At 59.8% G+C, this 12,990-nt stretch carries 15 protein-coding genes; 5 read left to right on the top strand and 10 right to left on the bottom strand.

The genetic code is table 11. From position 1 onward, the window contains the following. Window positions 1-16 precede the first annotated feature (16 nt). Window positions 17-595 carry a TetR/AcrR family transcriptional regulator gene (locus ACXAH8_RS13780; RefSeq protein ID WP_170553923.1) on the bottom strand — a complete coding sequence of 193 codons (579 nt, stop codon included), beginning with the start codon at window positions 593-595 and terminating at the stop codon, window positions 17-19. Window positions 596-697: 102 nt separating this feature from the next. On the opposite strand from ACXAH8_RS13780, the gene ACXAH8_RS13775 reads away from it, so the two are divergent. Beyond that, window positions 698-1,291: an NAD(P)H-dependent oxidoreductase gene (locus tag ACXAH8_RS13775; RefSeq protein ID WP_475219282.1), complete on the top strand. Its 594-nt coding sequence runs from the start codon at window positions 698-700 to the stop codon at window positions 1,289-1,291. 9 nt (window positions 1,292-1,300) lie between these two features. Here ACXAH8_RS13775 and ACXAH8_RS13770 read toward each other — a convergent pair whose 3' ends face one another. The 4 genes from ACXAH8_RS13770 to ACXAH8_RS13755 are packed head-to-tail and all read right to left on the bottom strand — an operon-like array spanning window position 1,301 to window position 4,206. After that, window positions 1,301-1,906 (bottom strand): pyridoxamine 5'-phosphate oxidase family protein, encoded by a 606-nt coding sequence (locus ACXAH8_RS13770; protein WP_475219280.1) that lies wholly within the window; start codon window positions 1,904-1,906, stop codon window positions 1,301-1,303. Continuing rightward, the gene (locus ACXAH8_RS13765; RefSeq protein WP_475219278.1) at window positions 1,893-2,633 is read right to left on the bottom strand and encodes a lysophospholipid acyltransferase family protein; all 741 of its coding nucleotides are present in this window, start codon (window positions 2,631-2,633) and stop codon (window positions 1,893-1,895) included. The genes ACXAH8_RS13770 and ACXAH8_RS13765 overlap by 14 nt, the downstream gene beginning before the upstream one ends. Next, window positions 2,633-3,532, bottom strand: a complete 900-nt coding sequence (locus tag ACXAH8_RS13760; RefSeq protein ID WP_170661201.1) for a cell division protein FtsX — start codon at window positions 3,530-3,532, stop codon at window positions 2,633-2,635. The genes ACXAH8_RS13765 and ACXAH8_RS13760 overlap by 1 nt, the downstream gene beginning before the upstream one ends. Continuing rightward, on the bottom strand, window positions 3,529-4,206 hold the full coding sequence (locus tag ACXAH8_RS13755) for an ATP-binding cassette domain-containing protein (protein WP_170379000.1): 678 nt from the start codon (window positions 4,204-4,206) through the stop codon (window positions 3,529-3,531). Before ACXAH8_RS13755 ends, ACXAH8_RS13760 begins: the two co-directional genes overlap by 4 nt. 184 nt (window positions 4,207-4,390) lie before the next feature. Between ACXAH8_RS13755 and ACXAH8_RS13750 the strand changes: the two genes are divergently transcribed. Beyond that, window positions 4,391-5,101 (top strand): zinc-ribbon domain-containing protein, encoded by a 711-nt coding sequence (locus ACXAH8_RS13750; RefSeq protein ID WP_475219275.1) that lies wholly within the window; start codon window positions 4,391-4,393, stop codon window positions 5,099-5,101. Window positions 5,102-5,209: 108 nt separating this feature from the next. Here the strand turns inward: ACXAH8_RS13750 and ACXAH8_RS13745 are convergent, their stop codons facing one another. The 5 genes from ACXAH8_RS13745 to argH all read right to left on the bottom strand — a co-directional run bounded on the left by ACXAH8_RS13745 (window position 5,210) and on the right by argH (window position 10,942). Next, on the bottom strand, window positions 5,210-7,753 hold the full coding sequence (locus ACXAH8_RS13745) for a TIGR02302 family protein (RefSeq protein ID WP_475219273.1): 2,544 nt from the start codon (window positions 7,751-7,753) through the stop codon (window positions 5,210-5,212). Between the two features lie 37 nt (window positions 7,754-7,790). After that, window positions 7,791-9,056: a diaminopimelate decarboxylase gene (gene lysA / locus ACXAH8_RS13740; RefSeq protein ID WP_475219271.1), complete on the bottom strand. Its 1,266-nt coding sequence runs from the start codon at window positions 9,054-9,056 to the stop codon at window positions 7,791-7,793. Between the two features lie 71 nt (window positions 9,057-9,127). Then, complete coding sequence (locus ACXAH8_RS13735; protein ID WP_170379006.1) at window positions 9,128-9,277, bottom strand: hypothetical protein; 150 nt, start codon at window positions 9,275-9,277, stop codon at window positions 9,128-9,130. A gap of 94 nt (window positions 9,278-9,371) precedes the next feature. Further along, on the bottom strand, window positions 9,372-9,554 hold the full coding sequence (locus ACXAH8_RS13730; protein ID WP_170721231.1) for an argininosuccinate lyase: 183 nt from the start codon (window positions 9,552-9,554) through the stop codon (window positions 9,372-9,374). Next, window positions 9,554-10,942: an argininosuccinate lyase gene (gene argH, locus ACXAH8_RS13725; protein WP_475219268.1), complete on the bottom strand. Its 1,389-nt coding sequence runs from the start codon at window positions 10,940-10,942 to the stop codon at window positions 9,554-9,556. The genes ACXAH8_RS13730 and argH overlap by 1 nt, the downstream gene beginning before the upstream one ends. A 21-nt stretch (window positions 10,943-10,963) precedes the next feature. Here argH and ACXAH8_RS13720 point away from each other — a divergent pair, with 21 nt between their 5' ends. From ACXAH8_RS13720 to ACXAH8_RS13710, 3 genes are all read left to right on the top strand, one after another. Then, window positions 10,964-11,530: a TlpA disulfide reductase family protein gene (locus ACXAH8_RS13720; protein ID WP_475219266.1), complete on the top strand. Its 567-nt coding sequence runs from the start codon at window positions 10,964-10,966 to the stop codon at window positions 11,528-11,530. A 64-nt stretch (window positions 11,531-11,594) separates the two neighbouring features. After that, window positions 11,595-11,981: a hypothetical protein gene (locus ACXAH8_RS13715; protein ID WP_475219264.1), complete on the top strand. Its 387-nt coding sequence runs from the start codon at window positions 11,595-11,597 to the stop codon at window positions 11,979-11,981. Further along, a complete protein-coding gene (locus tag ACXAH8_RS13710; RefSeq protein WP_475219262.1) occupies window positions 11,978-12,949 on the top strand; it encodes a sterol desaturase family protein in 972 nt (323 codons plus the stop codon). The genes ACXAH8_RS13715 and ACXAH8_RS13710 overlap by 4 nt, the downstream gene beginning before the upstream one ends. The last annotated feature ends 41 nt before the right edge of the window (window positions 12,950-12,990 follow it).

The following is a 12,990-nucleotide window of genomic DNA, read 5'->3' as shown; positions in this document are numbered from 1 at the left end:
CTGACCCCGGCGGCGATCAGCCTGTCGGGGTCAACCAGGCATTCAGGTAAGTTTCAAGCCTGTCGGTGAAGGTTGTTGCCGAATGCAACGCGCAGAACCTCAGTGACATGGCCTGAATCGCAAAGGCCTGAACACCTTCGGCCAAAAGTTCGGACGGCACATCCTTGCGCGTCTCGGCCACTTCAAGCCACATCATCACCACCCGGAAATACCGCTCAAAGCAATAGGCGATCGGCCCAACATCCGCGATGGCGGTTGCGCCGGAATACCGGATCAGCAGATCGAAAACATACCGTTCGGACATCATGAAGCTGTGGACCGGTTCCAAGGCAGCGATAAGCTGTTTTACGTTTTTGGGCGATGTCCCCGCCTCGGCCTGATCCAGACACGCATTCAATCTGTCCGCGATCAGGATTTCCATTAACGCGTCCTTGTCGCGAAAATGTGCAAAGAAGGTGCCCTTGGCGACACCAGCCGTCTGCACCACCTCTTCCACCCGAAGGCCCTCATACCCGCTTTTCTGAATCAACTCTTCCGACACCGCCATCAGGCGGGCGCGGGTTTTCAATGTGCGTTTCTGAACTGTCTTCTGCATGAGGCCAGATTGCATATTTTTTGACCGTGGTCAAATTTTATATTGACCGTGGTCATTTCTACATCTTATAAACTGACCACGGTCATTTTTAGGAGACATCCCATGCACACCAAGAAAATCCTGATCCTCGACGGGCACCCCGCCGAAAGCAGCCTGTCCCGTACTTTTGCGAAAACCTACGGCGACGCTGCGAGCCAGAACGGTCATGACGTCCGCCTGATCCATCTGAGCGACCTTCAGTTCGATCTCGATTTTGGACAGGGCAACTATCACGAGTTCAAACCTCTTGAGCCCGAGCTTGAGAAGCTGTTGCAAGATTTCGAATGGAGCGACCATCTCGTTATGACCGCGCCTATGTGGTGGGGTGGCCTGCCTGCAAAGCTGAAAGGCCTGATCGATCGCATGTTCATCCCAGGGCGAACGTTTGATACCCGAAACACCACCAAGCTGGGCTTTCCGGCCCCGATGCTGACCGGCCGCACCGCACGCGTCATCCTGACCTCGGACACACCTGGCTGGTTCATGCGCCTGATCTACCGTCAAGCATTGATCCGGCAAGTCCGCGATCAAATACTCGGCTTTGTCGGCTTTAAGCCAACGCGGTTCACCTATTTCGCAGGGGCCAGCGAGCCAAAACCGGGTAGCGTTGAACGCTGGATTTCCAAGGTCGCCAGAATTGGCGCAGAGGCTATCTAGGTGCCCTGCCTACCACATCGTCTTCGCGGCGCGCGCGCCCCATTCGGAGTCGTATTGCGCGCCGCCTTCCTCACCGGATGAGGCTTCTGCAAGAATCTCGCCAACCGTGGGCAATCCGCTACTTTGATTGCCGGACGTCCAAGTGCCAGCCCGCATCAAGGCCCGGGCGCATTGGGTGTAGATCTCGGCAATCTGGATGACGATCACTGTGGTCGGCTGCTTGCCTTGTTTTTCGAACCTGGCCCTCAGCCCCTCATCCGCAGATACACGTGCCGTCCCGTTCAAGCGAACCACAGTGTTGGATCCGGGCACGATGAACATCAGCGAAACCCTTGGATCGCGCACAATGTTGCGCAACGAATCCAGACGGTTGTTCCCCCGCCAATCCGGCATTGCCAGCGTGTTGGGATCAAGCTCAAAAACAACGGGCCCATCGTCCCCGCGCGGGCTGCCATCGACGCCTTCAGGGCCAACAGTGCCGAGGACACATAGGCGCGATGCCATGATCCATTGGCGGTAAAGCGGCGTCAGACTGTGCGCGACCTTGCGCAACGACGGCGCAGCGGGCGTGCCATAGAATGCCTCCAGGCTCGGGATGTCTTCAATGAACTCCATCCGGATCAAACCCCACTTCTTTCATCAAAGCGTCTGAGCGTGTCTCGATCACATCTGCCAAACGGCTCAGAAACGCGTCCCGTTCGACGCCCGGTTCAATCGGGTCGAGGAAATCGACAATCGCCAACCCCGGTTTGCGCAAAATACCGCTGCGTGGCCAGAATACGCCGGCATTGGTCGCAACCGGCACGCAGGGAAAGCCCAGCCCACTATACAGGATCGCCGTACCGACCTTATATGGTTTGGACACGCCCGGCGCGACGCGGGTGCCCTGAGGGTAAATCACCAGTTGGCCGGGTTCGGCGAATTCCTTGGCGACGTCTTTGACCATCTTGGCCACTGCCGCACCCTTCTTGCCGCGATTGACCGGGATGCAGCCCAAACGACGCGCATACATTCCGATGACCGGGGTCCAGAGAAGCTCTCGCTTCATGATGAATTTACCATGCGGGATGGCGTTGAAGATCATGATGATATCAAGGAAAGACTGGTGCTTGGCCCCGATGACAACCTCGCCGGTGGGTACCGTGCCACGCACCTCACATCTTATGCCGACCATCCATCGCGCCAACCACATCGTGCTGCGCGCATAGGTTTTGCATGCACGCAAAGCGCCCTGTTTCGTGAAGATCGCATATGGCAGATAGACGATTCCAAGGATCAGCATCCAAACGTAGATCACAATCATGAAGATCAGGGAACGGATCCACTGAAAGCCCTGTGACATCAGGAAAGCTCCTTCAACTTGCGGCGGGCGGCGGTCCAGGTGGCGAAGAAGGCAACCACAGCGCCCAGAACGGGGATCAGCAAGGGCAACACCCAGCCAAGCCCCTGAAACCCTACTCCGGTCAGAAATCCGCCCTCGTCCGAAGGGTCGGGCAAGAGCAAAACACCTGTCATCCCCAACATCGTCCCGACAAACGCGCCAAAGAAGGCGCGGTAGGTAAAGCGGCGGACAAATGCGCCGGCGATGAACCGATCCCGCGCGCCCACTTGCCGCAGCACTGCGATGATGCTGGCATTCGCAGCAAGCGAGGCGTTGGCCGCCAGCGTGATCATAGCCGCAGTTGCACCACCGATCAGCAGGATCGAGACCCAGCCCAGCCGCCGCAGGGACATCGCTGCATCCACCAGAGGCTCGCGCCAGCGGGTGTGGTCATCCAGAACCGCTCCGGGTACTTCGGCGCCCAATCGCAGACGGAGACCAGCCGTATCCAGACCGGGCTCACCTTCAACGATTTCAATCAGTTGCGGGATCGGCAGTGTCTCAATCGGCAAATCAGGCCCAAACCATGGCGACAGCAGCGCGGCCTGTTCCTCGGCCGTCAGTGCACGGGCTGAGGCGACGCCGGGTGTCTGGCCAAGAACGGTCAGGGCGGTTTCCGTCTGTGCCGCCATCTGCTCGGCCGGGGCGTTGATGCGCAAGGTTGCAGCCCCCGCCAGCTCCGAGGCCCAACGGTCTGCAATCCGGCCCGAGGCAAGTGACAGCGCCAGCGCAAACACCGCCAGAAACGCCATTGCGCCCGAAACAAACAGTGTCAGATGCGCAGTATATCCGGTCGGAGGGACCACGCGATCCGCGCGCGTATCCCGGCGCAGGAGGTTGCGGATGTCGCCATTGCTCATAGGTCCGCTCCGGCCAGATTCAGTTTGCGCTGCGAGATGCGCAGCACGCGGGCCTGAACTTGACTTTTGGCCGCGCGGATCAAGCTCAGATCGTGGGTAGCGATCAGTACGGTCTTGCCCATGCGGTTCAGCTCAATCAGCAGCCGCAGCAACCGCTGCGACATTTCCCAATCGACGTTGCCGGTCGGCTCATCCGCCAGCACAACGTCTGGCGACAGAATTACGGCTCGGGCCAAAGCCGCACGCTGACGTTCACCACCCGACAGTTCAGGTGGATGCGCGTCTAATCGGGCGCCCAGCCCAACCCAGGACAAAAGCTCGGTCAGGTTGTCCTGCTCTTCCGACTCAGCGCGGCCCGACACCATCAACGGTAGGGCAACGTTTTCAGCCAGCGTCATATGATCCAGAAACTGGCAATCCTGATGCACAACACCAACCCGACGCCGCAACAGGGCCATCTGGTCCCGATCCAGACGCGCGATATCTTCGTCAAACACGCTCAACCGACCCGAAGTCGGCAACAACGCGCCATAGCACAGCTTCAGCAAAGTGGTTTTGCCCGCGCCCGAAGGTCCGGTCAGAAAATGGAACGAGCCGGGCTGCAATTTGACTGAGACATCGCTCAGCAATGCGCCGTCGCCATAAGTATAGCTGACATTTTCCAGCTCGATCACAGGTGTCCCCAGTTCTTTTGCCGATCTTCTTGCCCGAGCTTGCCTGCGGTTTCAATGCCTGCACCGAGTCCAATTGGCGACACTTGCCCCATGAAACCGAAAACGCCCTTTGCTGTTGGGTCTTAACGGAATATCATCCCTGAAAAAACTACTATCGGGCCGAACGTCAGGCCGGGGAGGCAGTATGAGACTTACATGTCCGAATTGCGGCGCTCAGTACGAAGTGCCGGACGAGGTTATCCCCGAAGAGGGGCGCGATGTGCAGTGCTCCGCCTGTGACCAGACGTGGTTTCAGCCCAAGCACCCGGAAGACGCAGCACCCACTACCGACGCGCCTGAAGCCACCCCCGAGCCGGACGCTAAGCCGGAGCCGACACCTGAACGCGACACAAAAGTCGAGGTCGTTGATGAGACTCCGCCCGATACCGGCAAGACCGGCAATGTCGACCCCGCTGTTGCCAGCATTCTTAAGGAGGAGGCTGCGCGTGAGAGGGAGCTGCGCTCTCAAGAAGGCAGCAGCCTTGAGACGCAACCGGATCTGGCGCTGGAAGATTCCGTCGAACCCGAGTTTCAGATCAAGCGCCCAACTGCGACCGAGACCGCCGAGGATGCGGGCCAAAAGGATGAACTTCCTGACGTTGAGACCATCAATTCAGGCATGATGAGCGATGAGGGCGATGACGCGCCCCCGGCCAAACAATCCCGTGGCTTCGTGCGCGGCTTTGCCGTGATGCTGGTCATCGGCGTGATCCTCTATCTGATCTACGGCAATGCGCAACAGATCAGCGAGGCCGTGCCGCAAGCCGATCCCGTGCTGGACTCCTACGTCTCTTTGATTGATCAGGCCCGTATCTGGCTTGAGACGCAGGCCGGGGCAGGCGCGCCGCAGGAATAAAGCGTTTCTGGTTTTACCTTAGTCATCAAGTGACACGAATGTCCCGATAACGCTGAAAGCTTGGCAGGGTATTTATATCTCAGGTTTAAGCCGAAACGATATAGCGGCTCAGAACCGTTCCAACAGACGCTTGAGGTATTCCAGCTCGATCTCGGGCCGGTCGGTTTCGCCGGTCCGACGGCGGATTTCGTCCAGCAACTCACGTGCGCGGCGGTAAACGTCTTCGCCCTGCAACAGGTTGTCATCGGTTGAAATCGACCCGGCCGCACCTGGATTGCGGCCCAGCGGGTCGCGGCTGTTGGCTTGCGCCTCACCTTCCTCGGTGCCTTGTCCGGATTGGTTCTGCTGGTTCTGCGCCATGGCCTCACCCAAGGATCGCATCCCTTCGCGCAGGGCCTCCATCGCCTCAGACTGACGGTCGATCGCTTCGGCCAGATCATTGCCGCGCAGCGCCTCTTCGGCCTCTTCCATGGCACCTTCCGCGCGGCCCAAAGCATCGCGCGCCGCGTCGCCTTCGGGGGTGCCTGCACCGGGCAAGCCCTGTTGCTGTCGGTTCAGTTCCTGCCGCAGGGCCTGCTGCCGATCCGCCAGAGACCCCTCACCCGATTGGCCTTCGCCCGCCTGATCCGAACCCTGACCCTGGCCGCCCTGACCCTCGTGGCTTTCACCACGGCCCTGACCGCCATTGCGGCCTTCATTACCCTGATTTTCTCCGGCCTGAGCGCCGGGGTTAAACTGTTCCTGTAAATCGCGGAACGCCTGATCACTTAAACCTTGCTGTTCGCGCAGGGTCTCGGCTAAGCCTTCCATGGCCTGTTGTCCCTCGGATTGACCACCCTGCCCTTGGCCTTGGGTGACGCGCATGTTTTCCATCATCTGCTGGAACTCTTCCAGCGCCTGCTGAGCCTCGGCCATGCGGCCCTGTTCCATCAATTCCTGGATGCGATCCATCATGGCCTGAAGATCGTCCTGCGTCATCTGCATGCTTTCGCCGTTCTGACCGGACTGGCGCTCATCACTGTCGCCGTTTTCCTGCGCAAGACGCTGCAACTGGTTCAGGTAGTCCTGCGTGGCCTCGCGCAGTTCCTGCATCAGCTCGGCGATTTCCTCATCGCTGGCCCCGTTTTGCATCGCTTCGGTTAGACGCTCCTGTGCCCGGCGCATCCGCTCCAGCGCATCTGCCAGAGTGCCCTCTTCGATCAAAACCGCCAGATCCCAAAGGGCCTGCGCGATCTCGGCCTGTTGTTTATCCTTCAAACCGTAGTCGTTGAAGGTTTCCAACCGCCGCAGCGTGACCCGCAGCCGCAGATAGGCGGTGTCGGAGCGAAACAGTTCCTCGGGCCGGTGTGAGATCGCGCGCAGCACCTGAGCCACACGCGGTGCATTGGTCCGCGACCAAAGCAGATCGCGGCGCTGTTCGATCACCGCGGCCGCCAAAGGATCAAAGAACCGGCGCGCGGGCAGATCGGTCAAATATGGCTCGGACGTGCTTTCCTGATCCGAGGCGTCGCGCGCCATCAACGTGATGCGAACCGGCATATGCGCCCATGGGTGCTGCGAGAAATCCTCGATCAAATCTTCGGTGAAATCCGCGCGATCTCCGGTGATCGGCATTGGCAATTCAACCTCGATCACCTCGCGCGGTTCCGGGTCGGCCGTCAGACCATAGCGACGATCAACCGAGGCCATGTCCAACTCGATCACCGCCGAGCCGGAGACAATCCCATAGTCATCCGAAGCCGCAAAAGGTAGCTTCATCTGCCCGCCTGCCTCGGCTTCGGCCTTATCAGCAACCGCAATGCTCGGCGGGGTGTCGGGAATGACGTCCACCATCCAATCCCGTCCTGCGGGGCCATCAATGCGCATCTGGCCTGAACGGGCGACGGTGAAATCCTGCTCTGTTTCGGTCGCGGCCTCGGCACCGAGGGGAGAGCTTGTTTCTGTCAGGCTGTGCGCGCCAACCTCACCATAGAAACGCAGAGTAACGCGACTGCCTTGCGGGATCGACAGCGTGGGACCGGTCTGGTCGGCCAGATAAAGTGTCGGCAACCCGGTATACCGCGGAGGCTCAACCCAGCCTTCCCATGTCGGCCCTTGTCCTGCCACCGCCGTTCCGGGGGCCATCTCGGCCACCGAGCCAATCCTCCAGAACGAACCGAACAGGCCCGCGACCACCAGCGCCAGCAAAGCCGCGTAGCGCAGGGCATAAGGATCGCGCGAGGCCAATCTGAGGTCGGGTTTGGCAACGCGCGCTTGCGCGGCGCGCTGAGCCATTCGCGCCTTGTGCGCCTGCCAGAGGGCAACCGAATCCGCATCCCCCGCACCAATCGCCTGATCATCCATCAATGCCTGAATCGGACGCCCGGGCAGGGTCTCATCCAATCGGGCCAGCGCTTCGGCTCGTGATGGCAGGTGGAATTGCCGAATCCCCCAGATCGCGCTGACCAGCAGCGCAATAGCTACGACGACAGCTGCGCCCCACACGATCTCGACCCGCACAAGATCATGCAGACCCAGCATCAAGGCGGCCAAAACAGCCATCAGAACCGAGAAAAACGGCCAAAACGCGCGCAAAACCTGCTCGGCCAGCAATCCGGCATGTGTCATCCACACGGACAGACGGGGAATGGGCAGGTTTTGTTTGACGCTCAAAGCGGGCCTCCGGAGGTTGGCCCGCGCGCCTACCGCGTCAGAGCCACTCAGGTATGGTATCGCGGTTTATGATTTCGTCAAAGCTTGGGCGTTCACGAATTACGGCAAATTGATCCCCATTCACCAAAACCTCGGGGATCAGGGGGCGCGTGTTGTATTCGCTGGCCATCACTGCGCCATAAGCCCCGGCGCTGCGGAAGGCGATCAGATCACCCGGTGCAAGCGGCGGCATGTTGCGCTGTTTGGCAAAAGTATCACCGGACTCGCAGACCGGGCCCACGATGTCATAGGGCTGTTGTTCTACCCCCGCTGCGGGTTCCTGTACCGCAACGATATCGTGATGAGCCTCATACATGGCCGGGCGGATCAGATCGTTCATCGCGCCGTCAAGGATGAGGAAATCACGGCCTTCGCCGGATTTCACATAGATCACCTTGCTAACCATCAAACCGGCATTACCCGCAATCAGGCGACCGGGTTCGATTTCAATCTCACAGCCCAGATGGCCCAAAGTCTTCTTGATCAGCGCACCATATTCCAACGGCAGAGGCGGCGCGTCGTTCGAGCGGGTGTAGGGAATGCCAAGCCCACCGCCCAAGTCGAGGCGGCGGATATTGTGGCCCTCTGCACGCAATTGTTCGGTTAGTTCGGCGACCTTGGTATAGGCCAGCTCAAACGGCTCCAGCTCGGTCAGTTGCGAGCCGATATGGACGTCGACGCCGATGACCTCCAGCCCAGGCAGAGATGCCGCGTGGGCATAGACCTCGGACGCGCGCGAGATCGGGATGCCGAACTTGTTCTCGGACTTGCCGGTTGCGATTTTGGCATGGGTCTTGGCGTCCACATCCGGGTTCACCCGAACGGTGATCGGCGCAACAACGCCCAGCTCTGTTGCCACCGCGTTGATCACTTCCATCTCAGGCTCGGATTCGACGTTGAACTGCCGGATGCCACCGGTCAGCGCTGTACGAATCTCATCCACCGTCTTGCCAACACCTGAAAAAACGATCTTGTCACCCGGCACTCCGGCGGCCTTGGCCCGCAGGTATTCCCCGCCCGAGACCACATCCATCCCGGCGCCCGCTTGCGCCAGCGTCTTCAGGATCGCCTGATTGCTGGCGGCCTTCATCGCATAGCAGACAAGGTGATCAGTGCCTTCAAGCGCGTCATCGAACAGCTTGAAATGCCGCAACAGGGTCGCAGTCGAATAGACATAGAACGGGGTTCCGACCGCGGCTGCGATTTCGGAGATCGGGACATCCTCGGCGAAAAGCGCGCCGTCGCGGTAGAGAAAGTGATCCATAGAAGCGCGATTAGACCAAAACCGCCCTATGGATCAATGGATTCGCACTGAAACGATACGCCGCAGGGCGTTCAGAAATCGTTCGACACGCCGACACGCGCATAGCCGGACACTGAGACTCCGGTTGAACTAGGCTCTTTTTGCGGTGCAGGCCGTTGGCTGGAGGTCGGCTCGCAAGCCGCAAGCGCGACGAGCGCCAGAAGAAATCCGAAAATTCGCATGAGGTCAGTCTCAGAGTGCTGGAAAGAAGGTCCGCGCCTGGGCGTGCCAGACCCTATTTGGGTGTTTCACCCGGAATTACAACGAGATCAGCGATTAAACGCCCAGGTAGAGTCCAAAACCCCCGCGGCGGAAGCCGATGCCTCCGCCCACATGCGTTCCGCTCGAGCCGACGCCAACACCCACGCTTGCCGTTGGCTGCACCGGCTCACCATCCGCGCCACATCCGGACAGCGCGAACCCAGCCGCCACAATCACCGCTATGCGTAGAACTGTCATCACACCAGCGCCTTCCATCGCTCAACCTGCACCCGCACCTGATCGGGGGCGGTGCCACCATAGGACTGACGCGAGTTTACAGAGTTTTGGACAGTAAGAACAGAATAGACGTCATCGGTGATATCCGCATGGACCGACTGCATGTCTTCCAGGGTCAGATCAGGCAGGTCGCAGCCCTTGTTTTCAGCCATCGCCACCAGCGAACCTGTGACATGGTGGGCATCACGGAACGGCAGGCCCAGAACACGCACCAGCCAGTCGGCCAGATCGGTTGCGGTCGAGAATCCCGACCCCGCCGCTGCGGCAAGGCTGTCGCGGTTTGCAGTCATATCCATGACCATGCCCTCCATCGCCGCCAGTGCCAGCATCCAGTTGTCGGCGGCATCAAAAACCTGCTCTTTATCTTCCTGCATGTCCTTGGAATAGGCCAGCGGCAAGCCTTTCATCACCATCATCAGCGCGGTGTTTGCGCCGTAGATGCGGCCGACTTTGGCGCGGATCAGCTCTGCTGCGTCGGGGTTTTTCTTCTGCGGCATGATCGAGGACCCGGTCGAGAACCGATCCGAGAGCGTCACAAACCGGAATTGGGCCGAGGACCAGATCACCAGCTCTTCGGCAAAGCGCGACAGGTGAACGGCGCAGATCGAGGCAGTGGACAGGAACTCCAGCGCGAAGTCGCGGTCGCTGACCGCATCCAGCGAGTTCGCAGCAGGGCGGTCAAAGCCCAGCGCCTCAGCCGTCATGCGGCGGTCGATGGGGAAGGATGTCCCGGCCAGCGCGGCGGCACCAAGGGGGGATTCGTTCATCCGGGCGCGCGCATCGCGCACACGGCTGAGATCGCGGCCAAACATCTCGACATAAGCCATCATATGATGGCCCCACGTCACCGGCTGCGCCGTTTGCAGGTGAGTGAAGCCTGGCATGACCCAATCCGCGCCGGCCTCGGCCTGCGCCAAAAGCGCGCGGATCAGGGCCAGAAGGCCGGTTTCTGCCGCATCCAGTTGATCGCGGACCCAGAGTTTGAAATCGGTTGCCACCTGATCATTACGCGACCGACCCGTGTGCAGACGGCCTGCGGGTTCACCGATCACCTCTTTCAGGCGCGCTTCGACGTTCATGTGGATGTCTTCCAACGCGGTCGAGAACTGAAATTCACCCTTCTGGATTTCTGACAAGACTGTGAGTAGCCCTTCCCGAATGGCCTGCGCGTCACTATCACTAATAACGCCTGTCGCCGCCAGCATAGCGGCATGGGCGCGCGAGCCTGCGATGTCCTGGGCTGCCATCCGCTGATCGAACCCGATCGAGGCATTGATTGCCTCCATGATCGCGTCTGGACCGGCGGCAAAGCGGCCGCCCCACATCTGGTTCGAGGATTGATCGGTCATGTAAGAAAACCCGGAGTTGATATGCGCCTATTTCGTCTGATCCCCCTTTATATGGCCCTTGCGCTGGGTGCAAATGCCGCTTTTGCGACCGATGCCGAAACGCTCGGCCCCTTGCGTGAAGACAGCCTGAAACGGCTGATCCTGCATAAAGAACCCAAACCGGTGACGCCGGTTGACTTCCAGCTGGAAGATGACGGCGGCACGGCCTCACTTGCGGACTATAAAGGCAAATACGTCTTGCTGAACTTCTGGGCCACCTGGTGCGCGCCCTGCCGCAAGGAAATGCCCCAGATCGCCGAGCTACAGGACGAGTTCGGGGGAGACAAGTTCGAGGTTCTGACACTGGCGACCGGGCGCAACTCGCCTGCCGGGATCAAGAAGTTCTTCGAGGAAAACGGCATCGTTAACCTGCCCCGCCATCAGGATCCCTCGCAAGCTGTGGCGCGTGAGATGGGTGTCATCGGGCTGCCGATCACCGTCATCATCGACCCGGATGGCAATGAAATCGCCCGCCTGATCGGCGATGCCGAATGGAACTCGGATAGCGCAAAGGCGATCATTTCGACTCTCGTCGAGGCCAACAGCTAAGCTGACGCAACGCCACCTTTGACAGCCCATCCTCCGATCCGCACTCTGTGAGCAGGAGGATGGAATGCCACTTGAAATTCTGTTGGTGCTTGTGGTCGGCGGGATCGCCGGGGTCACTCTTTTGCTGCATCTGACCGGCAGATCGCAGCGGTACGTTCTGTCTCCTGAAACCGCGCGCGATCAATGGGTCCGGCATTTCCCGGAAGACACAATTATCGACGTCACAGTTGCCCATGATCGCCACGCCGCGCTGGTGCGGACGGAGAAAGGGCCGGGTCTCCTCTGGTCCTTTGGTGCGGATACTGTGGCGCAACACCTGCTGGACTATGACCTGCTGGATCGCAGCGACGGGTTCGAGATTCTGTTCCACGATTTCGGCACCCCCAAAGCCATCATCCATCTGGATGACCTCGAGCGCCCCCACTGGCGCAACCTGATGGAGCCCGCATGACCGACCAGATCACCTTTCCCGATGCCGTCCAATGGGCCGTCCCGTTCTTCATCGCCGCCATTTTGGCCGAGTTCGTCTGGATCGCCGTCAAAGGTCGCGGCGGGCGGTATGAGACGCGCGATGCCGTGACCTCTTTGATCATGGGGGCAGGCAATATTGCGTCGGGGTTCCTTCTGGGGTTCATCGCCTATGGGTTCTTCATGTGGCTGTGGCGGATCACACCGCTCGATCTGGGCACGTCGATCCCGATCATCATCCTGTGCTTTGTGCTGGATGACCTGCGTTACTACTGGGTGCATCGGTTTGGCCACCGTATCCGCTGGGTCTGGGCCAGCCATGTGAACCATCACAGCTCGCAGCACTACAACCTGACCACCGCGCTACGGCAGACATGGACCTATACTTTTACCTTCATGATGGTGGTGCGCGCGCCGCTGATCCTGCTGGGCTTTCACCCGGCGATGGTGCTGTTCGTGGGCGGGCTGAACCTGATCTACCAGTTTTGGATTCACACAGAAGCCATCGGCAAAATGCCCCGTTGGTTCGAAGCGGTCATGAACACCCCCAGCCATCACCGGGCGCATCACGGCCGCAACGCGCGCTATCTGGATTGCAACTATGCTGGCGTTTTCATCATCTGGGACAAGATGTTCGGCACTTTTGTCCCCGAGCAAGAGAACGACCGCGTAGACTACGGGCTGGTTCACAACATCGCTACCTTCAACCCGCTGCGCGTAGCCTTTCACGAATGGGTCGGCATCTGGCGCGATGCGACCCAACCGGGGCTGACGCTGAAGCAACGCCTCGCCTATTGTTTTGCCCCGCCCGGCTATAGCCATGATGGAAGCCGGGATAGCTCAGAGCAGATCAAGGCAAAGCATCTGGCCCGCCATCCTGAAGATCTCGGAACGCCCGGATTCGAGCAGACTCGCGAAAACTTGCCTAATTCCGCAGCAAAACAGGCCTGATCCCGGCGCGGCGCCACGCCGCTCTGGTTGAAATCCGGCCC

The sequence above is a fragment of the Ruegeria sp. ABV3_008 genome, assembly GCF_056161185.1.
Note: the sequence above shows the minus strand (reverse complement) of the source record. Positions and strands in the feature narration are given on the sequence as shown.

What these genes read in the sequence shown, in the direction of transcription:
- ACXAH8_RS13770 (WP_475219280.1), bottom strand. Translation starts at nt 1,906, where the DNA reads ATGGAGTTCATTGAAGACATCCCGAGCCTGGAGGCATTCTATGGCACG.
- argH (WP_475219268.1), bottom strand. Translation starts at nt 10,942, where the DNA reads ATGACCGATCAATCCTCGAACCAGATGTGGGGCGGCCGCTTTGCCGCC.
- ACXAH8_RS13710 (WP_475219262.1), top strand. Translation starts at nt 11,978, where the DNA reads ATGACCGACCAGATCACCTTTCCCGATGCCGTCCAATGGGCCGTCCCG.
- ACXAH8_RS13720 (WP_475219266.1), top strand. Translation starts at nt 10,964, where the DNA reads ATGCGCCTATTTCGTCTGATCCCCCTTTATATGGCCCTTGCGCTGGGT.
- ACXAH8_RS13735 (WP_170379006.1), bottom strand. Translation starts at nt 9,277, where the DNA reads ATGCGAATTTTCGGATTTCTTCTGGCGCTCGTCGCGCTTGCGGCTTGC.
- ACXAH8_RS13760 (WP_170661201.1), bottom strand. Translation starts at nt 3,532, where the DNA reads ATGAGCAATGGCGACATCCGCAACCTCCTGCGCCGGGATACGCGCGCG.
- ACXAH8_RS13780 (WP_170553923.1), bottom strand. Translation starts at nt 595, where the DNA reads ATGCAGAAGACAGTTCAGAAACGCACATTGAAAACCCGCGCCCGCCTG.
- ACXAH8_RS13765 (WP_475219278.1), bottom strand. Translation starts at nt 2,633, where the DNA reads ATGTCACAGGGCTTTCAGTGGATCCGTTCCCTGATCTTCATGATTGTG.
- ACXAH8_RS13775 (WP_475219282.1), top strand. Translation starts at nt 698, where the DNA reads ATGCACACCAAGAAAATCCTGATCCTCGACGGGCACCCCGCCGAAAGC.
- ACXAH8_RS13750 (WP_475219275.1), top strand. Translation starts at nt 4,391, where the DNA reads ATGAGACTTACATGTCCGAATTGCGGCGCTCAGTACGAAGTGCCGGAC.
- ACXAH8_RS13730 (WP_170721231.1), bottom strand. Translation starts at nt 9,554, where the DNA reads ATGACAGTTCTACGCATAGCGGTGATTGTGGCGGCTGGGTTCGCGCTG.
- ACXAH8_RS13715 (WP_475219264.1), top strand. Translation starts at nt 11,595, where the DNA reads ATGCCACTTGAAATTCTGTTGGTGCTTGTGGTCGGCGGGATCGCCGGG.
- lysA (WP_475219271.1), bottom strand. Translation starts at nt 9,056, where the DNA reads ATGGATCACTTTCTCTACCGCGACGGCGCGCTTTTCGCCGAGGATGTC.